This window comes from Actinomyces sp. S4-C9, assembly GCF_000758775.1.
In the GTDB taxonomy this organism is placed as follows: domain Bacteria; phylum Actinomycetota; class Actinomycetes; order Actinomycetales; family Actinomycetaceae; genus Gleimia; species Gleimia europaea.
The window spans coordinates 94,496-114,098 of sequence record NZ_JRMU01000001.1 but is presented as its reverse complement, the minus strand read 5'-3'; the positions used below and the strand labels follow the sequence as shown (position 1 = coordinate 114,098).

At 54.5% G+C, this 19,603-nt stretch carries 13 protein-coding genes; 9 read left to right on the top strand and 4 right to left on the bottom strand.

Features of this window, described 5'->3' with window-relative positions; all coding sequences use genetic code 11:
- Positions 1-6: 6 nt before the first annotated feature.
- On the top strand, positions 7-2,043 hold the full coding sequence (locus tag HMPREF1628_RS00505) for a DUF6541 family protein (RefSeq protein ID WP_034506448.1): 2,037 nt from the start codon (positions 7-9) through the stop codon (positions 2,041-2,043).
- An 85-nt stretch (positions 2,044-2,128) separates the two neighbouring features.
- On the opposite strand, the gene HMPREF1628_RS00500 is transcribed toward HMPREF1628_RS00505, so the two are convergent.
- The 3 genes from HMPREF1628_RS00500 to HMPREF1628_RS00490 form a co-directional block, all read right to left on the bottom strand.
- Positions 2,129-4,687, bottom strand: a complete 2,559-nt coding sequence (locus HMPREF1628_RS00500; RefSeq protein WP_034506446.1) for a YfhO family protein — start codon at positions 4,685-4,687, stop codon at positions 2,129-2,131.
- Complete coding sequence (gene wecB, locus HMPREF1628_RS00495; protein ID WP_034506442.1) at positions 4,678-5,763, bottom strand: non-hydrolyzing UDP-N-acetylglucosamine 2-epimerase; 1,086 nt, start codon at positions 5,761-5,763, stop codon at positions 4,678-4,680. The genes HMPREF1628_RS00500 and wecB overlap by 10 nt, the downstream gene beginning before the upstream one ends.
- Before the next feature lie 110 nt (positions 5,764-5,873).
- Positions 5,874-7,997, bottom strand: a complete 2,124-nt coding sequence (locus tag HMPREF1628_RS00490) for an acyltransferase family protein (RefSeq protein ID WP_232219338.1) — start codon at positions 7,995-7,997, stop codon at positions 5,874-5,876.
- 296 nt (positions 7,998-8,293) lie between these two features.
- Here HMPREF1628_RS00490 and HMPREF1628_RS00485 point away from each other — a divergent pair, with 296 nt between their 5' ends.
- From HMPREF1628_RS00485 to HMPREF1628_RS00450, 8 genes are read left to right on the top strand one after another with little or no spacing between them, the layout of a single operon-like run.
- A complete protein-coding gene (locus HMPREF1628_RS00485; RefSeq protein ID WP_034506706.1) occupies positions 8,294-9,592 on the top strand; it encodes a nucleotide sugar dehydrogenase in 1,299 nt (432 codons plus the stop codon).
- Positions 9,593-9,595: 3 nt separating this feature from the next.
- A complete protein-coding gene (locus tag HMPREF1628_RS00480; RefSeq protein WP_156956793.1) occupies positions 9,596-11,623 on the top strand; it encodes a DUF6541 family protein in 2,028 nt (675 codons plus the stop codon).
- Between the two features lie 27 nt (positions 11,624-11,650).
- A complete protein-coding gene (locus HMPREF1628_RS00475; protein WP_034506433.1) occupies positions 11,651-13,447 on the top strand; it encodes a glycosyltransferase in 1,797 nt (598 codons plus the stop codon).
- 40 nt (positions 13,448-13,487) lie between these two features.
- A complete protein-coding gene (gene glf, locus HMPREF1628_RS00470; protein WP_034506429.1) occupies positions 13,488-14,654 on the top strand; it encodes a UDP-galactopyranose mutase in 1,167 nt (388 codons plus the stop codon).
- An 8-nt stretch (positions 14,655-14,662) separates the two neighbouring features.
- Positions 14,663-15,526, top strand: coding sequence for an ABC transporter permease (locus tag HMPREF1628_RS00465; RefSeq protein WP_034506427.1), 864 nt, complete (start codon positions 14,663-14,665; stop codon positions 15,524-15,526).
- Positions 15,526-16,287 carry an ABC transporter ATP-binding protein gene (locus tag HMPREF1628_RS00460; RefSeq protein WP_052038720.1) on the top strand — a complete coding sequence of 254 codons (762 nt, stop codon included), beginning with the start codon at positions 15,526-15,528 and terminating at the stop codon, positions 16,285-16,287. Before HMPREF1628_RS00465 ends, HMPREF1628_RS00460 begins: the two co-directional genes overlap by 1 nt.
- Entirely contained in the window at positions 16,274-17,929 is a 1,656-nt protein-coding gene (locus HMPREF1628_RS00455; protein WP_034506425.1) for a glycosyltransferase, read from the top strand. Before HMPREF1628_RS00460 ends, HMPREF1628_RS00455 begins: the two co-directional genes overlap by 14 nt.
- Entirely contained in the window at positions 17,926-18,819 is an 894-nt protein-coding gene (locus HMPREF1628_RS00450; RefSeq protein ID WP_034506422.1) for a glycosyltransferase family 2 protein, read from the top strand. The genes HMPREF1628_RS00455 and HMPREF1628_RS00450 overlap by 4 nt, the downstream gene beginning before the upstream one ends.
- A 71-nt stretch (positions 18,820-18,890) precedes the next feature.
- Here the strand turns inward: HMPREF1628_RS00450 and HMPREF1628_RS00445 are convergent, their stop codons facing one another.
- Positions 18,891-19,535, bottom strand: a complete 645-nt coding sequence (locus tag HMPREF1628_RS00445) for a TIGR03089 family protein (RefSeq protein ID WP_034506419.1) — start codon at positions 19,533-19,535, stop codon at positions 18,891-18,893.
- Positions 19,536-19,603 lie beyond the last annotated feature (68 nt).

The following is a 19,603-nucleotide window of genomic DNA, read 5'->3' as shown; positions in this document are numbered from 1 at the left end:
CTGCCAATGCTCCTTTCGGTCTTGGCAATTGTAGTGATACCTGGAGCGGCCATATCAACAGTTCTATTTCCAAAAACCTCACCAATACTGCGGTTAGCCACTGCGCCGGCCTGGAGTGTAGGTCTCATATTTTTATGGTCGCTTTTCAATGGTCTGTTTCCATTTAGATGGGGCCTGATACCGTTCATTGGCTTCACCTTGTTCGCTGTTGTCGGCGCCTGGATTCTGGCGCGGACCAGCCTGGGTAAAAATGTTGCCTCCATGATTCCTCAAAACACCCTGTCGGGAAGGCACGTCGCAACTCGCCTGCTCATGACGATAATCGTTTGGATTGCAGTAGTTCTTCCCATCGTCATGACTACCAACCCTTTTGAGATCGTGCAGGGCGGGGATTCTAGCTATCACTACAACCAGCTGTGGCTCATGGAGAGAACGGGGAATGCTTTCCCCCTAGACTCCAATGCAACCATGGCAGGCTTGAGCGACGCTGGGTGGTACTACCCAAATACTTGGCATGCGATGCTTAGCCTCGTGACTAACGGGCCGAGCCAGGCCATTATTGCGGCTAATTCGTTGCTGGTGATAACGCCTCTATTATGGCTGGTTGGGGTTGGCGCTTGGTCGGTTGCTATCGGCGGTAAACAGAGCTTGTATGAATGGAGCTTACTTGGCTCTGCTCTGGCGCCAATAGCAATGATTAGATTGCAACTGGAGACTACGCTGTGGCCATTCGTTCTCGGAATGGTCATTATGCCCGGAATGATGGCGCTTTGGTATTACGCAACAAAGACCATCAGAAGACTGACTTCGATCCGGAACATTGTGGGGTCAATTTTTGCGGTGCTGTTTGTAACCTCGGTTCCCATTCTGGGCTTAATCGGGATTCACCCGTCCACTATGCTTCCACCGTCTTTTGCTTTCTTCGTGTACTTGCTGTTCGAGCTCATACGGGTTGGAGTCATCTTTTATAAGCGCGGCAACAAACAGAGGGCAGCGCGTAATATTGCTGGCGCCCTGTTCCTCTTCTATCTGATGGTGTTCGTTGTTGATGGGCCAACTCCTGCTCGAAATATTCTGTTTCATAGATTCCCTAAAGTAGGGTGGGATTCTGCTCCAGAAAAGTTATTTGCCAGTGCCACGCTCTACATGCCCTACGGGGGAATTAGGGCACTTTCTTTCTACGGTTTTGTGCTTCTGCTAATTTTAGCGGCTCTGTTTGTTGCGTATAGGCGGCGCCGTTGGATTATGCTTGCCGGTTGGTTATCGCAGTGGCTTCTCGTGATTGGCACATTCTTCCCAATTTCAGGTTTGAGCCGTATTACCAGCCTCTACTACAACTATCCGGACCGGCCCAAGGCAGCGCTTGCTATTTTCGTGGTTCCGCTGTTCGCCCTCCTGGCAGACACTATCTGGAACAAGTTAGCGGTTGCGAGGGGTGCAGGGGCAGACCGCTACAGGTGGGGGGTAGTAATGCTCTCTACTCTCCTAATGTATGCATGGATAGCTCCAGCAATCGCACAAAGCGTTCATCAGGCGTTCTATCCCGATCGCGATAACGTCCGATTCTTGGCGGATAAAGACGAAATCGCGATGATTAAACGAGCAAAGGCAACACTTCCACCGAATGCTGTGGTGATGGGTGACCCAGCGGCTGGAGCCGCGTTGCTACAACCTTTGTCTAACGTGAAAACGGTGTGGCCATACCCTAACAGTCCGGGTAATCGAGACGATGTTCTCCTATTGCAAAATTTCAAAGATATTGAGACGAATGCTCGTATCTGCGAGATTCTTGAAACTCATGGGATTGAATACTTCTACGCTGATAAACCTTCTTACTATAACGGGAGGGACACAGACATGATGCGCCCGGGGCTTTATGACGTGCCGCTCCGAAAGGGCTTTGAAAAAGTCGACCAGGGTGGCAGTGCAGCGATTTACAAGATCGACTTCTGTTCTTCGCCTGATCGCCCCGACTACTACCCATTCGAACGCACTGCTACCACCTGCATTTTGGAAGGCAGGCAAGAGGCCTGTATCGAGTAGGGAGCCATCCTTGGTTACAAAAATGCGGTTGCGTGCAGTCTGAATGATGGTAGGCAACCGCATTTTTGTTATCGAAATATTGAACTTACGTGGCGGGCTGATCTCCCTCAGCCGAATGCGTTTGACGCCTGCGTAGCCTAGCTACCAGATTCGGCGTAAATAGTAGGAGGAGAGCTAGGGTTGCTATACCGATCCCAGCCTTGAAGAGCGGGAGAGTGAAGCCGCATTGAATGGTCGTAGCATCTGAAACGGCTGCAGATAGTAAACCAGCTCGACTAGACACCGGAATCGGCTTGTTATCAGCGGAACAAGACCACCCATCAACCGCCGGGGTAGCCAAGACGAATTCCCCAGAAACTGGCTGCGCAAAAGTAGCCGTTACCTTTTCTGCCTGAATCACAAGGCCAGATGGGCCCACAATTTTCTCTGTGCCGCGCAGGTATGCGTCAATATCGGCGCAACCAACAAACAGGTTTTGATTTAGTGTTCTGTCCGCTGTCATATGCAGCGTGAAACTTTGGGTAGCTTCGGTGGCTCGGCCCATCTCGCCTAGCAGGCCGTCCGAAGAAGCGGCAATACCGTTCGCTTCCTCAATTTTGTATCCCGTTGGCATGGAGGAATGCCGGTCATAGTTATGCACACCGGCAAATACTGTTGTGCCCGGCTTACATGACGTGGAAAACAAGTAGGTTTCGCCCTCGCGCAGTTCCGTTTCCTCTGCAAGAGTCGCGGCGTTTTTAACGCTAACAGGCTCGAAATGGTACAGATTTGGTGCGTTACTAAGAGATGAACGGCTTTCATATTCTGTGGGCATTGCACTGTTGTTCGGGGTGAACTGGTCAGGATAGACCCGAGCCATCGGAAGCGTCGGTAGGCCATTTGGGGAGGCAACTGAAAGGACGCCCTTCAGGATGGAATCCTCTGGTAACCATGAGAAACGTGCCTCGTTAGTCGTCACCATGCCCAATGTGGCTATGGCCTGGGCATATTGGGAGGTGACTGTTGTTGAGTAGTAGTCAGTGCCTGGGTAGATGTAGCGAGCAGAAAAGTTGCGGGAGGCGTCAGGATCCGTGGAGTCATCGTGTGTCCAACCTAACCGGTTGGTGGGCCACACGTTTGTAGTAAGGCGCTCGCTTAACTCGAGGCGGTCCGCCTCAAGGGTAGTGTTAACTTTTTGTAATAGCGGAATCCTATCCTTATTTACAAGCACACCAGTTCCGACGTATTCAAAACATGCTGCTATTAAGAGTAGCGCTGTAGTCGCGCGTCCAATCAGTAGTGCTGTGTTGCGCATTGGATACCACCTTGCAACCATAATGACGGCGAGCAAAGCACAGAGTAAAAGCGTGTAGGCGATGATAACCACAAGACCGGCAGTGGTGAAGCCAACTAGGTTCCACCGCCTTAGCAAGAATAATGCGACAGCTGGGCCAAATAGCGCGACGGTGACAATTTGGAACCAGTTTGGACCGTCCAGCTGCCTGCCATTACCGAACCGCTCGCTACCGGATTTTGATTCCCATGCCAGGGTGGCTGTCACTACCATCCACGCGGTGATGACAAAAACCCAGCGATACGGCGTCCCGTGTGGCGTTTGAAAGAGGTTCCAAGCCATCTGTGTCTCCATGTTAGTGACTGAGAGGAAGAGCACTGCGCTTGTGACCAGCCAGACTATTTTGAATCGCCAAGCCAAATCCCGCGTAAAGAAAAAGGCTGCAAAAAGAGTTAACGCGACTAAACCTGTGTACAGCGGTGGTTCGTAGGCAATCGTGGCCGTGAATGGCAACGTTCGGACCCCTGCAACAGATTTACCGAAAACTCTGAGTCTATCCAAGGGCCAGTACCCGACTCCTTGGAAAAGGGCGCTAATAGTTGGTAATAGGATAGGAGCAGTAGCAGCTACACCCAGCACCCCAACTGCAACAAAGCGCGCCACATTTTTTAGCCCTTGTTTAAAATCATCCAACCCCAACGCCAAGGTGATGGAAAATAGACCCGCCAAGACACTTGCCATAAAAGCTACGTAATAGTTTGCCCACCACACCAGAGCTACTGCGCCACCGGCTAGGATCCACCGGGAATTTGATTTCCTCATTTCTAACGCGGCAAAAAAGAGCAACGGAATCCCGTATAAGACATCGAGCCATTGAGGAATAATCTGTCCCAGTTCAAACACCCAGCTTGAGCATGCGTATCCAACAGACACTATCAGCGGAATGATGCCGGTGAAATCGGGTCTCAAATAGTTCATCAAGAGCCGCATGAAGCCAGCTGCTAAAGCAACTTTTAACAAAATACTGATGAGCAAAGCGGCAATTATCTGATGGCGTGGAACCAGCAGAAGAACTAGAGGCGTTATTGGACCGCCAAGGTAGGTGGCGTAGTCCGGAACCGAAGAGACGCCTAATCCTAAGTTCCATGAGAAAGTCAACCCTGAAAGTCCGCTACCTTGGAGAATCTGATCTCTAAACCTCGAGTAGAACGGCAGATATTGGTACACAAAATCGTGGACCCCACCGGAGTACGTGCCGAAGGGATATATCCCAACAAGTAGTCGTACAGTTAGGTGTACTAGCGCCGCGCATAGAGCACTTGCAGCAAATATGGAAACTTTACGATTTATTGGGTGTGCTTTCACCCGCATTGTTCCACCTCAGATGAGGATTCTTGCAGCACTTCAACTACGCGCTCAGCTGCGTGGCCATCACCGTACGGGGCGATATCAGTATCGGCCGGACGTGGACGGGACGCGGCTTCAACTAGCTTCGCGCCGGCATCTACGAGCACATTCCAGCCAGCTTCAACAGTTTCGACCCACTCCGTTTGTGGACGAACCGTGGTGCACGGCGTGCGTAGCAGGAACGCTTCTTTCTGCAGGCCGCCCGAATCGGTAATCACGCCGCGAGCGTGCATTGTAGAGGCAACTAGATCAGGGTAGGCCAGGGGAGCGTGAACCTTTAGGTTCCCCCGCTCAATAGTTAAGCCGTGTTCCTTGGCTTTAGCTACCAGGCGAGGATGCGCCAGGATCACCACCGGGTGGTCCACCTTGCCCAGTGAATCAAGCACCGCGTCCAACTGCGCTTTAGTGTCGGTGTTAGCGGGGCGGTGGATCGTAGCCAACGAATACTCACCCTCAGCAAAGCCAAACTCTTGCATAATCGGGCTCGGCTGGTTTGCCACCTTGGCGCGGGTTTCCATCAGCACATCCGTCATCACATCACCCACCACCACAGTGTGGTCAGCCAGCCCCTCTTCAGCAAGATGCTTGGCCCCAACCTCGGTAGGAGCGAGAAGCAGATCCGCAGCATGGTCAGTGAGCACGCGGTTGATTTCCTCTGGCATCTGTCGATTAAACGAGCGCAAACCGGCTTCAAGGTGAGCTATCGGGAAGTGAAGTTTCACCGCGGAGAGCGCGGCTGCAAGAGTGGAGTTAGTATCGCCGTAGACCAGCACCCAATCGGGCTCATGCTTCAAAATCACTTCATCCATTGCGGCTAACATCGCGCCCGTCTGCACGCCGTGCGAGCCAGAACCAACCCCAAGGTGCTCGTCAGGGGCCGGAATATTCAACTCCTCAAAGAAAACATCCGAAAGCATTGGATCGTAGTGCTGACCGGTGTGAACAATGACGTGCTCTACTCCAGCGCGCTCACAGGCGTGAGCAATCGGAGCAAGTTTCACAAACTGCGGGCGCGCGCCCACCACAGACATGATTTTCATGCCTCTATCTTATACAAGGCGTTTGCCCATACAGACTTAGCGGGCGCGCATCACACAAGTTGTACCAAAGGCTTTTCTTGCTACGAAAGGTCCGGCGCAGTTAGTGGACGCTATTGAAATAGGTCAGGCACGAACTCTTGGAGGGCTTGTTCAAAGAACGGGCGAGTGGTGCTAGCGTATGCCTCTGTTACGTGGTGAGTGTTACGCCAGACTATTACGTTTCCGATAATCGGTTGAAACTCGCCATCGACTTCCAAGATCTCATTAATGTCTAGATAATAACTGTTAGGTGCCAAACTAGCCGGATGCTTATGGTCGAATTTAGCTGAGTACTGGTACTCGTCCCTGCGCGGCGCGCATATACTGTAGGTTCGTGGATTTTCTAAATCTGCCTTTTGCTGTAGGCACTCTGATGGATTAAAGGTAAAAATCGGATTGTCTCGCAAGAGAAGTAGAGGAGTTTCTCCGAGTTCTTGCCATGCAGCCGCTTGACTTTCACGTACTTGTTCAGGCGTACCAGACTGCAAGGAAGTGCCGAGGGTAACAACCAGATCTGGCTTGATTTCGTTACGAATCATATCGACGGCTTGCTTGTTCCACTCTATACAGTGCGGACTAACTTCCAGTTCGGGTTCGTAAACATCTTGATCCAGGCCTAGTTGACACCCGCTTCGTTCCAAAAGAATGAGTCTCCACTTATATTGCGCTGCCATTTCCGCAAACGCAGGCCACCATTGTCCAACGTGGGAGCCGCCCGTTAGCACAACAGTCTTCTGTGCGTTTTCGGCGCCAAACTCGCAAGTGGTTGGAAAAGTGCGGGTGGAACTGTACCCAGGAACGCAGCTCTCCTCAATTCCCGAGTTACTTGGATCAAAAGAGTAAACTTCGGGTGTTTTCATCAAAGCGATGTCTAGGTCTGGAATGGTTTTCGCTGGCGCTGTTTCAAGGCTGAATGTAAGAGCTTGCGCTCCCGGATGTTCCGCGTCGATAAGGTCCTGATAGGTCGATAACCGTTGCTCTAGCCTCGATTGACTCACCTGCGTGGCCCAATGGAATATTCCCGCGCCTGTGATCATTACGGTAATGGCAAGAAGAACGGCGATGTTGTTGTTCTTCAATAAGGACAAAGACGCAACTCGGTCCTCAAAAAGCTTCTTGCCCATTGTTCCAAGAGTCAGGCTCACAGTGAATACGATTAGGGCATCGAAAACGCCCAACCTTGGTTTGGCAAAATAATTCAAGTAGAAGATTATTACCGGCCAGTGCCATAGGTATAGCGAGTATGAGATGTCTGCCAGGAACTTGATGGGCCGGATCTGAACGAGGCGGTCACCGCCCCAACTCGTGTAGCTCTTTCCACCCGTGAGGAAGAGGAGCAGGCCGCCTACAGGAAGGAGTGCTTGCGGGCCGGGGAACACCGAAGCACCGTCAAACAAAAACCCAGTGGAGAGCAACATGATTAGACCGACCCATGTCAGGCAGGCCCTCGTCACGCTATTAAGCCGGAACTTCGGAATGGTCAGTCCAAGGATGCCAGGCAGCGTTAGTTCCCACAGCCTAGAGATAGAAGAAAAATAGTTCGCCTGTTGAAACACGCCTTGATGCCACCATGCATAAAGGAACGATCCAACTGTGACGACCCCTAGGAAGATCATCAAAACCTTTTTGGGATCCCGTCCAGCCTTGACCAATGGAACAGTTAAGAGCATGAATACGAACGGCATCAGGATGTGGAACTGAACTTGGATCGAAGTGGACCACAAGTGTTGCAAAGTAGAAGTGCCGGGGCCGGCTGCATCATAGGCAAGTTGAGATCTGACCAGCTCAATATTCTCAGCGAATAGCACGGATGCTCGCAGCTCGGTAAACAATTGTGGATGGAAAGCTACTCCCAATACCAATGGGCCAACGATCCCAATGAACAGCAACACTGGTATTAGCGGAACAAGCAGACGCCTCGCTAATCCGCCGAAACGCGACATCAGCGGAATGAACCCACCTCCGGCCACAGCGCGCCGATACAGTGAGGGGACGGCAAGGAAGCCGGTTATAGCAAGGAAAATGTCGATACCGCCCGAAACCCGGCCATTGCCGAAAATGTGGAAACTTACCACCAGCAGGATTGCGATTCCACGAATTTCGTGGAGTTCATCCCTCCACTTTCGACCATCTGAAAAAGGTATCGAACGGTCAATCTCGCTCTCGGATACTGACTTCAGAAAAGCCGCGCTCACAACAAACCCAATCAACATTCGACAACGTTCTAAGCGAGTATATGGGGGAATCTGCGCCGCACGAAAAACCTGTGCGTGTCTTCCTAAGTGGGTTCGATCTTGTGTATTAGAGGATGCACATCGGGAAGTACGAATTTGCGAGGCCAATCAGGTCGCCGAAATATGGGCAGTGAGAGTGTTCTTGAAGCATATGCAACACGTTCCGCGGCCTTTTAGGAGGGTCCTAAATGACAACCGGCCCGGTGTTAAACTTGGCAGTGACTTGATTCTTGAAAATCTTTGAAATGGAGAAGCGCATGCGTATCGCCGTAGTCGCCATGGGAAAGATCGGTTTGCCCCTGGCCGTACAGTTCGCAGATTCTGGCCATGAGGTAATCGGCGTTGACGTGAACGAAAAAACTGTTCAGATGATCAACGATGCGAAAGAGCCTTTCCCGGGTGAAGCACACTTACAGGAAAAGCTTTCGCAGCTCGTTCCCGCAGGAAAGCTGCGCGCCACCACCGACTACTCCGATGCGATCCCTGGCGCGGATGCGGTTGTGCTCGTAGTGCCTCTCTTCGTCAATGACGAAACTTGGGAACCGGACTTCGGCTGGATGGACGCAGCCACCAAGTCTTTGGCAGAAAACCTCACGCCCGGTACGCTCATCTCCTACGAGACCACGTTACCGGTGGGCACTACGCGTGGTCGCTGGAAGCCAATGATTGAAGAAATCTCCGGCCTTAAAGAGGGCAAAGACTTCCACCTGGTATTCTCCCCAGAGCGAGTTCTTACCGGCCGCGTATTCGCTGACCTTCGCCGCTACCCCAAGCTTGTTGGTGGCCTAAGCACAGAAGGTGCTAAGAAAGCCATTGAGTTCTACGAATCAGTTCTTCAGTTCGATGAGCGCCCTGACCTGGATCGCCCCAATGGAGTGTGGGACCTCGGTTCCGCTGAAGCTGCAGAAATGGCAAAGCTCGCCGAAACCACGTACAGGGACGTTAACATCGGCCTTGCAAACCAGTTCGCAGTATTTGCCGACCAGCAGGGCATCGACGTGCAGGCAGTCATCGACGCCTCTAACTCCCAGCCCTACTCGCACATTCACCGGCCCGGTATTGCCGTTGGTGGACACTGTATTCCGGTTTACCCGCGCCTCTACCTATCCACCGACCCGCACGCCTCGATCGTCCGCACGGCCCGCATGTTCAACGCGTCCATGCCGGAATACTCCGTTAAGCGCCTCGAGAGCGTTCTCGGTGGCCTCGAAAATATGACCGTTGTTGTGCTTGGTGCTTCTTACCGCGGCAAGGTGAAAGAAACCGCGTTCTCAGGCGTTTTTGCAACTGTTGATGAACTGCGCAAGCGTGGTGCTAAAGTGCTTGTGCATGACCCGATGTTCACCGATGAGGAACTCGCCGGCTTTGGCTGGGACGCTTACAAGATGGGTGAGCCTGTTGATGCCGCCATCGTGCAGGCGGATCACCCCGAATACAAGACCATCACCCCGGTTGATTTGCCCGGCATTAAGGTGCTGTTTGACGGCCGTCGCGTAACTGACCCGCAGCTATGGAAGGGCACGCCGCGCCTCGTAATTGGTGACGCTCAAGGCTAAACCTTGATCAGCGCTTGGATTCCAGCTCTAATCCCGGCCCTACTCACGGTTGTAGCACTGTGGGGGCCGGGATTAGTGGTAACTTCAGCCCTGCGCCCAGGCAAGTGGCGCGCCCTCGTATTCGCGCCCCTCGTCTCCGCAGGCATCATGGGACTTGCCGCCGTAGCCGGCCCCTTCATTTCTGTGCCCTGGGGCTGGCCCCTATACCTTGGGGTCACAGTGGCTGCCGCCGCGCTCGCATATATAATCGGATACCTAACCCGGCCTCGCGCCGGTTCGCGTTCGCCGCAGTCACCACAAACCACGCGCAAAATCCCCGCTAATCCCGCAATCTGGCCGGCCTTCGTGGGCATGCTCATCACACTTCCCTTTACCGTTGGTGCCTTCATCAGCGGTATTGGCCGGCCCGAATATCCCACCCAAACCTGGGACGGCGTATTCCACCTGTCCGCAATCCGCTGGATCCTCCAAACCGGAAACGGATCCGCCCTTAACCTCTCCGCCGTCGCCACCTCGCTAGACCAAGGGCACGCCGCTAGCGGCGGATTCTATCCCGCAGGATTCCACGACCTCGTTGCACTCACCATGGTGGGGAATACCAACATCATCGTCGCCACCAACGCGGCAGTCATCGTCATCTCCACAATCCTCTGGCCGCTCGCAGTTGCCCAGCTCAGCTCCATATTCCTTCCCAAAGCCCTCGCTCTGCCTATCTTCACTGCGCTGTTGGCCGCCACTTTTTCTTCCTTCCCGGAACGGCCCGCATCCTACGGGGTGCTCTGGCCAACCGTTTACGCATATGCCCTCGTACCTCTCATAATCATCGTTCTTGCAGACTGGTTTGGACGCACCAACCAAAAACCCATGGCGTTTCGCACCTCCTTTATCGGCCTGCTTGGCGCTGCCGGCATCGCGCTCATTCACCCCACCGGAATCTTCGTCGCGCTCATTGCGATTGTCACCCTCGCGGCAGACCTCATAATCCGCATGATTGCCCGCACATTCAAACTCACCACCGGTCAACTAATCACATTTGTTACAGCAGTGGTAGCGCTCGTAGGCGTCCTCTACCTCACAATGAGTCACCCCGCGTGGCAAACCGTGACCAACTGGGCGCGGGAACCTATCGGAAGTTTCAAACGCGAATTATTCGGCGTCATCTTTGAATCGCAACTATCTTGGATGGGATACGGCGATGCATACATCGACTGGGTGCTCGGACTCCTCACCATCATCGGCATCATCGTGGCGCTAACCGTGCCGCACATGCGGTGGCTGGTATTTACCTACGGCATCGCCAGCTACCTGTTCGTTGTCTCCACAGTGGTGAACATGCCCGGCTACGCCCTCGTTGGCCCCTGGTACTCGGACCCGGTGCGTCTGGGTGCCATCGTCCCCCTGTTCGGCGCCCCGCTCGCCGGTATCGGCACGTGGTTCATCTTCGACACCGCCTTGCGCATGGCCGGGCAAATCGGGCAAAAAACACCGGCCCGCGCCGGCCTCCTTACCGTCATGATTGCCGGCCTGATCGTAGGCACAAACAACTTGGGCTACTACTCCGGATCCTCCCAACTCCACCTGAACTACGAGTTCAAAAACGAATCTGGCCTCAATGGGCTTGTCAGCCCCGAAGAACTTAACTTCATCCAAACGCTGCCCCAATACGTTCACGAGGGGGAAATCATCGCTGGTGACCCGCGTACCGGCCTACCGCTCATCTACGCGCTCACTGGCCTTGACGTCCTCTACCGCCACGTTGAAGGCCAGTGGAGAGACGAATCCGTAGAAATAGGTAAGAACTTCGAACTAGCGGCCAATTCTGATCCGGTGGTTTGTGGCCTGCTGGAAAGTAACCACATCCGCTATTTCTACACCGATGACATCATCTACTGGCCCGAAAATCCTGTAGGCGCCAGATACATCGGACTTGAAGCGGCCCACGACCTCGCTGAAAATTTCAAACTTATAGCCCACGCGGGCGCAAGCCGGCTCTACGAAATCAATACGTGCGATAATGCCCAAAAGAACTAATCGGACTTGGATCAGCAAAGGAGAAAGGTGAAAACCACCAACCCCCGCGTCGTTGCGGTAGTAGTGGCGTGGAATCGCCAGGATCTGATGATCCAAACGTTAAACGGTCTTGCCTGTCAAACCACGGTGCCCCAGGCCGTGGTGGTTATCGACAACGCCTCCACCGACAACTCGCGTGCCATAGCCAAGGAACACGAGGTGGTGGACGAAGTTCTCACCATGCCTGAAAATCTTGGGGGTGCCGGGGGTTTCGCTGCGGGCATTGCGCGAGCCGTGAACCATTGGAATGCGGACCTAGTGTGGATAATGGATGACGACACGGTTCCCACCGACACAGCTCTGGCTGGCCTGCTGGAGGCGCGTCGTAGATATCCGGGCCAGCCAGCTATCCTCGTCTCTAAAGCCATCTGGACCGACGGGCGGGAACACCCGATGAACCGGCCGCGTCCTCGTCCTCTCCTTGATCCGAAACTTGCGCGCCGAGCTGAAGAGATTGACACGATCCCGATTCGCACGGCCTCCTTCGTCTCAATCATGATTGACCGGCGTGCCATTGTAGAAGATGGGCTGCCAAAAGCTGACTACTTCCTTTGGAATGACGACTTCGAATACACCGCGAGGCTACTGCGCCACCGAGTTGGCCTGTACGTGCCCTACTCCGTGGTGGTGCACAAAACGAAGAAGTTTGGAGATTCTTCCGCCGACCCCGGCCCGCGCTTTGTAAACGAAGTGCGTAACAAGCTGTGGATGTACACGCGCTCGCACGCACTCAACCCGGTTGAAAAGGCGCTATATAGCGGTAAATCGGTGTTGCGCTGGGGTCTGACCGTGAAGAACTCTGCCGACCCGAAGGCCCTGCTTGTCTTTGCCGTAGAAGGTATAAAACAGGGGACGCGCCCGCCGCGCGCCACCGTCGAGGTGCTTGCCCACACGCCCGTCGCACACGATGTCCAGATCGTTGAAGCAGACGCGCATCTAGCATTTGCAAACGAAAATGAGCCATTCACCGTGCTCACATCCGTTTACGCGGGGGATGACCCGCAACAGTTTGAGCGGGCACTAGTATCAATTACTCGTGAACAGCAGTTGAAACCCGATCAGGTGGTGCTCGTCCAAGACGGCCCTGTGCCTGATGCGTTACAAGAGTCCATCGACAGGGCCACCGAAATTGCCGGCCAGCCCATCGACGTAGTGAGGTTAGCTGAAAACCAGGGGCTTGCCTGCGCCCTCGAAGCTGGGCTGAAAATTGCCAAACACGAAATCATTGCGCGCGCAGATGCCGACGACGTGTCCTTGCCGGATCGGTTCGCTAAGCAGCTCCCCCTCATGCGCGGGCGCGACCTTATTGGATCAGCCATCGCTGAATTTGACCGTAATGAGAACCAGTGGGGCATGATCCGCGTCCTGCCCGCCAAACACCATGCCATTGCTAAGACCGCAAGATTTCGAGACCCGTTCAACCACCCAACCGTGGTCATGCGCAAAAGTGCGCTAGAGCGCGCCGGTGGTTATCAGCACCTGGACCGAATGGAAGACTATTGGTTGTTTGCCCGCATGATTGCATCGGGAGCGCGAACCGCCAACATCGAAGAACCCCTTGTTGCATACCGCGTAGGGGCCGGTGCATATGCGCGTAGGGGAGGGCGCGATCTGTTCGACTCTGAACTCGAACTACAACGCAACCTCCTGCGTATAGGTTTCGTCACTCCCGCGCAATACGTGCGCAACGTGGTGATTCGCGCCGGCTATAGACTCATTCCTACTGTCGTAAGAAAAACCTTGTACCAGGGGGTTGGAACCCTCTCATGGTTCCGACGCGGCTAAACTAGAGGAGCGTACCTACGCTAAGAAATAGGAGCTTGCCTTGAAATATGACGTTGTAGTTGTGGGATCGGGCCTTTTTGGCCTAACAATTGCGCGGCAATGCGCAGAAGAGCGCGGCCTCAAAGTTGCGCTTTTGGAGCGTCGTAGCCACATCGGCGGAAACGCCTATTCCGAGGCCGATCCTGAAACGGGTATTGAAGTCCACAAGTATGGCGCGCACCTTTTCCACACGTCTAACGAACGCGTGTGGGAGTACGTCAACCGCTTCACCTCATTCACAAACTACGTTCACCACGTGAAAACCACGGTCGGCGGCGAGGTGTACTCAATGCCTGTAAACCTGGGCACTATTAACCAGTTCTTCCGCGCTGCATACACACCCGATGAAGCGCGTGCACTGGTTAAAGAGCAGTCCGCTGAAGTTGCTGACTCTGACGTTAAAGATTTTGAATCCAAGGGTATTTCCCTGGTGGGGCGCCCCTTGTTTGAGGCATTTTTCAAGGGGTACACAGCCAAGCAGTGGCAGACCGATCCGAAGAAGCTACCGGCCTCCATCGTTTCGCGCCTGCCCGTGCGCTACACGTACAACGACAAGTACTTCTCCGACACCTATGAAGGCCTGCCCACGGATGGGTACGCCGCTTGGCTGGAACGAATGGCAGACCATGACCTGATCGATGTCTTCCTTGATACCGATTTCTTTGACAACTCCCACGAGCTGTCTAAAGACCAGGTGGTTGGCAAGGTTCCCGTAGTGTACACGGGCCCGCTAGACCGCTACTTCGACTATTGCGAAGGCGACCTCACCTGGCGCACGCTCGACTTCGAAATCGAAGTTGTGAACACCGGTGACTTTCAAGGAACCTCCGTCATGAACTACGGAGACGAGGACGTTCCCTACACTCGCATTCACGAGTTTCGCCACTTCCATCCCGAGCGAGAAAAACAATATCCGGCTGACAAGACCGTTATCGCGCGCGAATACTCGCGTTTTGCAAGCCGAGACGAAGAACCTTACTACCCGGTCAATACAGACGAGGACCGCGAGCGTCTGGCCCGTTACCGCGAGCTAATGGATGGCGAAGATAAGGTGTTCTTCGGAGGCCGTCTGGGAACCTACAAGTACTTGGACATGCACATGGCCATTGCCTCTGCACTATCGATGTGGGACAACCAGCTTGCTCCACTGCTTGACGGTGAGAACTAGGAGCCGGTTTGACCACATCCACTGACGAGTTCGTAAGGCCTGGACGGTCACGAGGACTACTGGAAGTATTCGATAAGCGGTTCCTCGCTTCTCTTCTTGTGCACAAGGAACTGCGGGTACGCTACCGCGGTTCCGTTCTGGGCATGCTGTGGAGCTACGCGAAACCAGCAGTCCAGTTCCTCGTGTTCTACCTGGCTATCGGCAAGTTCATGGGCATGGATCGCGCCATTGAAAACTACGTGATTTACATGTTTGCTGGCGTTGTTGCGATGAACTACTTTGCTGAGATATTCAACAACGACACTCGTTCGGTAGTTTGGAACACTCCACTAGTTAAGAAAATCTACTTGCCGCGCGAACTTTTCCCGGTAGCATCCACGTGGGTAGCGTTCGTGCATTTTGTGCCGCAGCTGGTGATCCTTGCCAGCGGCGCCCTCATTTTTGGGTGGAGGCCCGGCCTCATGGAATTGGGGCTGTTTATCTACGTGTTCTTAGTTCTAACTATCTTCGGCCTTGGCGTTGGGCTTCTGATGGGCGCTCTCAACGTGTTCTATCGAGATGCTGAAAACTTCGTTGAACTCATCCTCATGGTCACCACATGGGCGTCGCCAGTGCTGTACAAGTGGGAGATGGTCTACAACTTCCTCGGTGATGGTTGGTTGTGGAAGCTGTATCAACTGAACCCTCTGACCCCAATCGTGGAAATGTTCCACATTGTTTTTTGGGAGCCAACGATGATGCAAGAGGCAGCTACGCGACCTCCCGACATGTTTATGTGGGGCATCATTGCGGGCGTGTCTGCGATTGTGACGCTACTGGTTGGCGAGATTGTGTTTAGAAAACTTGATCCACGTTTTGCGCAGGAGCTCTAATGGGTACGGAGAATAACAGTCACAAGCCGCGCCCTGTGGTGAAGGTCGAGAACGTTCGCAAAGAGTTCATTATCCGACGCACCCACACGCTGAAAGAAACCCTCGTCTGGTCCATGACTGGGCGACGCTCTGAGATTTCAGAACGGTTCCGCGCACTCGACGATGTGTCTTTTACCGTGAACGAGGGGGACACGGTTGCGCTACTCGGCTATAACGGTTCGGGTAAATCCACCTGTTTGAAGTTGATCTCTGGCGTGCTGCGCGAAGACTCGGGCTACGTTGGCGTGCGCGGTAAGGTAGCGGGTCTGATCGAGGTGGGTGCGGGCTTCCACCCCGACCTCACGGGCCGCGAGAACGTGTACTTGAACGGCGCTATCCTCGGCATGTCTAAGAGGGAAGTTGAGGACGCATTCGACGAGATTGTGGCATTCTCGGAAATCGAGAAGTTCATTGACACCGAGGTTAAGTTCTATTCCTCCGGCATGTTCCTGCGCCTGGCATTCTCCGTCGCTGTGCACACCCATCCAGACATTTTCCTTGTGGATGAGATCCTCGCAGTTGGTGACGAACCGTTCCAACGTAAGTGTCTCGCCCGCGTGCAAGAAATGAAAGCCGCTGGCACCACTCTTGTGATTGTTAGCCACGACCTCGACATGATTGCAGATATCTGTGACCGCGGCATCTTGCTTGAAAAAGGCAAAATTGTTGTCGATGGCACCGTGGACGAAGCGATTGAAAGGATGCGTAGTGAGCAAAAATAGCGAGGAGCTAGCAGCGCGGCTAGCCGACGTTTTCCCCGCATACAAGTTCACCGTTATGCTCAGCGAAGAGGGTGAGAACATCCTCGGCCGGCTCGATGATGCATGGATTGAGAGTGCGCTTCGCCCCTTGCTTTTACTTCACGAACGGATTGAGGTTGTCCTCAGTTGTCGAAATGAGGAGCCCATGTCCAACCCGGCTGAGCTTCAAAAACCGTTCGAACATGTTTACGAGGATGGCGCTGAGGTGGGCGTCATCACCGCACAAAGCAGAACCGATGTTCCGCTTGAACGCATCATGATGGCAGTGCCTACCGCGGAGCTAGTAGGCAAGCCAGCTAACTTCAAGATGGAGCTCAACACTTCCAAGCTGGCCGCACTCGTTGCGAAGACCTACACGAAGGTCTACCACGCGGTGCCCCTCACGCTCGACGTGTATCGCCAGTATCGCAACACGCACGGGCGCGGCCGCAAGCCGCAGGTTTTGCCAGCTATGACGCGTGCGGGTGAGGCCGGAGGAGACCTCAACTCGAAAACCATGTGGCTCGCCATGCACTGGGCGGAGTCCGGGGGAGCAGAAGCCTGGGCGTGGGAGCAGGCCCGCATCGCCAAAGCCGCCGGATTCAACCTGATCTTCACTTTTGACCGGTGTGCGCCCCAGCGGCAACTCAATCTCGCCTCGTCAATGTCGCGGTTTGTCTACCTGATTGACCAGGCTGTGCCGCGGCGCAACTGGCCGGCCCTCGTCACTGAAATCATGGCTACGCATAGGCCCGGCCGCATCCACATTCACCACTCGATTTTTGCCTACAGTATGATCCCGCTGGTGAAGTCCCTTTACCCGGGCGTGCGCATTGAAGACAGCACGCATATTTCTGAGCACCGCGGTGGCGGCTTCGTGTCAGCCTCGATCGGTGCGCGAGCATACTTGGCTCTGCACCACGTGATCTCCCCGCAGCTACAACGCCTATACCGTGAGGGCGGTGTTGACTCGGCGAATGTCGTATACCGTCCGCTCACGACATTCACCTCTGATCAGGCTCAGCCGCGGCCAGTTGAGTTGCCAACAAACCGTCCGCTTCGCCTCGGATTCTTGGGCCGCCTATCTCCGCAAAAGAGACCTGTTCTGTTCGTTGCGCTCGCAGCATACCTGAACAAACGCTATCCCGGGCAGTTCGAGTTCGTTATGCAGGGCGATGGCGAACTCGAAGAGATCGTGTCGAAACAAATCCGCCGTATGCGCCTCGATGCCGCCATTGAGCGTCGCCCTTGGGGGCCGGTTGCAGACTTTTTTGACGATATCGATGTCCTCGTAATCACGTCTGAAAATGAGGGCCTAACTCTAACTACAATCGAGGCAGACGCGGCCGGCGTTCTGGTGGTATCTACCGATGTTGGATCACAGCAGACCGTCATCGCTCGGGGCGCGTTACTTCCACGCGAGCCTATCGCATTCTTCAGAGCGGCCAAGCACCTGTTCCCGCGCCTGGTATCCGACGCCGAGTTCGTGCGTAGACTGGATACAGAGCAGCGCAGCCGACTCGACAGTCTTCGTAGCCTAGAGTCAGCAACAACATTCTTTGAAAACCACTACGCGCAAATCATGAGGGAACTCGACGCGCAAGAAAGCAGGGAAGCGAAGTGAAAGTCGCAGCTGTAGTTGTTACATTCAATCGCCGTGAGCTGTTAGAGAAGACAATCGCGGGACTGGAGGCCCAAACCCGGCCTGTTGACAAGATCCTTGTTATTAACAACGCCTCAACTGACGACACGCGCGAGTATCTGCTAGGTCGCGAGTGGAAGCGACCTCACGCTGTCATCACCTCCGTTAACAATACGGGAGGTGCGGGCGGTTTTACGCTTGGCATCGAAGAAGCATACAAGCGCGGCTTTGCCGGGTTCTGGTTGATGGATGACGACACGGTTCCGCAACCCGAAGCCTTAGAAGAACTGCTCGCAGGTCTTGACGCTGCCACAAAGCGTCGCGGAGCAATGCCATCGTTTGCCTGCTCTAGCGTGCTTTGGACGGACGGCCGCATGTGTGAGATGAACTCGCCTGAAACCGTGTGGGACTGGGTGCGCCCCCTCATTGATGGGGAGAACCACGTGGATGTGAAGTCGTGTTCTTTCGTATCCTGCCTCGTGACGCGTGAGGGTGTGGAGGAAGTTGGCCTGCCTTACCGCGAGTACTTCATCTGGTACGACGACTCCGAGTACACCACACGTCTATCTAAGTTCCGTCCTGGCATTTACGTGCCCAGCTCGAAGGTTGATCACCTGTTGGCAGAGAACTTGGGCGTGAACTACGGGCAGGTCAACGAATCGAACATTTGGAAGTTCGAATACGGTGTGCGCAACCAAGTGTCGGCCGCGTGGTCGCTACGAAACCCCGCCATGGTCGCCCAGATTGGGGAGAGCATGCTAAAACAAATGCGCGGTCGCCAGATTCCGCTGCCGCTCAAGCTTCGCCTCGTGAAGGCCGGCCTGAAAGGACTGGTGTTCCATCCGCGTAAGCGGACCGTAGCTGACATTTAGCTAGGTCATATGCGAAGCCGTAGCCAGTTCCAACTGAGGTAGCAGTAGCGCGGCACGTAGGCGCAGGAAAGCTAGGCGAGGTTTTCCTGCGCCATTATTGCGTTGGTGTCGAGGCCAGGTTCAATCCATATTGCTGGCCGGTGCAGGCGCCATGCTTCCCAGATGGAGCCGATGTAAGGCTCGCCGCACACCACCACAGGCTGGTTACCGGCCTCGAGGGACGGGCTAGGCTCACCCTCGGGTAGCTGGGCGGGAACGGCTCCAGCGAAAGCAAGGCCGTCGGGCTGGCTACCCACCTCTGCGATCGCGTCAGATATTCCATCTGGCAGATCTCCGCTCCATCCCAGGGCCATCATGCCCAAGTCCTGCAGTAATACGATGAGACCTGGATCGTCGGCGGCGGCTGCGCGGGCCTCGTCCTCGTTGCTGGTTATGAAGATGTCGAAACTGGAAAGGTCAGGCTCAGCGGTGATGGATACGCCCCCTCCCGCAAGTCCTGCCCCCGTGACCCAGACCAGGGTTCGCCAAGATGCGGGAAGCGCTAGGGCCACGCCCGGTTGTTCTCCGCCGAGCACCTCGTCAACGTAGTTCGCAGTTTTTGCAAGCCAACGTGCCATGACGGGGCCCGTAAATTCAAGGCGTCCAGATTGTGAGTACCACGTAAGTACTGCCGAAGGCGTGGATGACATCCAGGTCAAAACATTAGGCTCAAGCATGATCCTAGATTCTCACAGGCATAGCTCGAAGTCATACGATGGGGAAGTTAAGCATAGGAGGGTCGCAG

What these genes read in the sequence shown, in the direction of transcription:
- HMPREF1628_RS00505 (WP_034506448.1), top strand. Translation starts at nt 7, where the DNA reads ATGCTCCTTTCGGTCTTGGCAATTGTAGTGATACCTGGAGCGGCCATA.
- HMPREF1628_RS00500 (WP_034506446.1), bottom strand. Translation starts at nt 4,687, where the DNA reads ATGCGGGTGAAAGCACACCCAATAAATCGTAAAGTTTCCATATTTGCT.
- wecB (WP_034506442.1), bottom strand. Translation starts at nt 5,763, where the DNA reads ATGAAAATCATGTCTGTGGTGGGCGCGCGCCCGCAGTTTGTGAAACTT.
- HMPREF1628_RS00485 (WP_034506706.1), top strand. Translation starts at nt 8,294, where the DNA reads ATGCGTATCGCCGTAGTCGCCATGGGAAAGATCGGTTTGCCCCTGGCC.
- HMPREF1628_RS00460 (WP_052038720.1), top strand. Translation starts at nt 15,526, where the DNA reads ATGGGTACGGAGAATAACAGTCACAAGCCGCGCCCTGTGGTGAAGGTC.
- HMPREF1628_RS00445 (WP_034506419.1), bottom strand. Translation starts at nt 19,535, where the DNA reads ATGCTTGAGCCTAATGTTTTGACCTGGATGTCATCCACGCCTTCGGCA.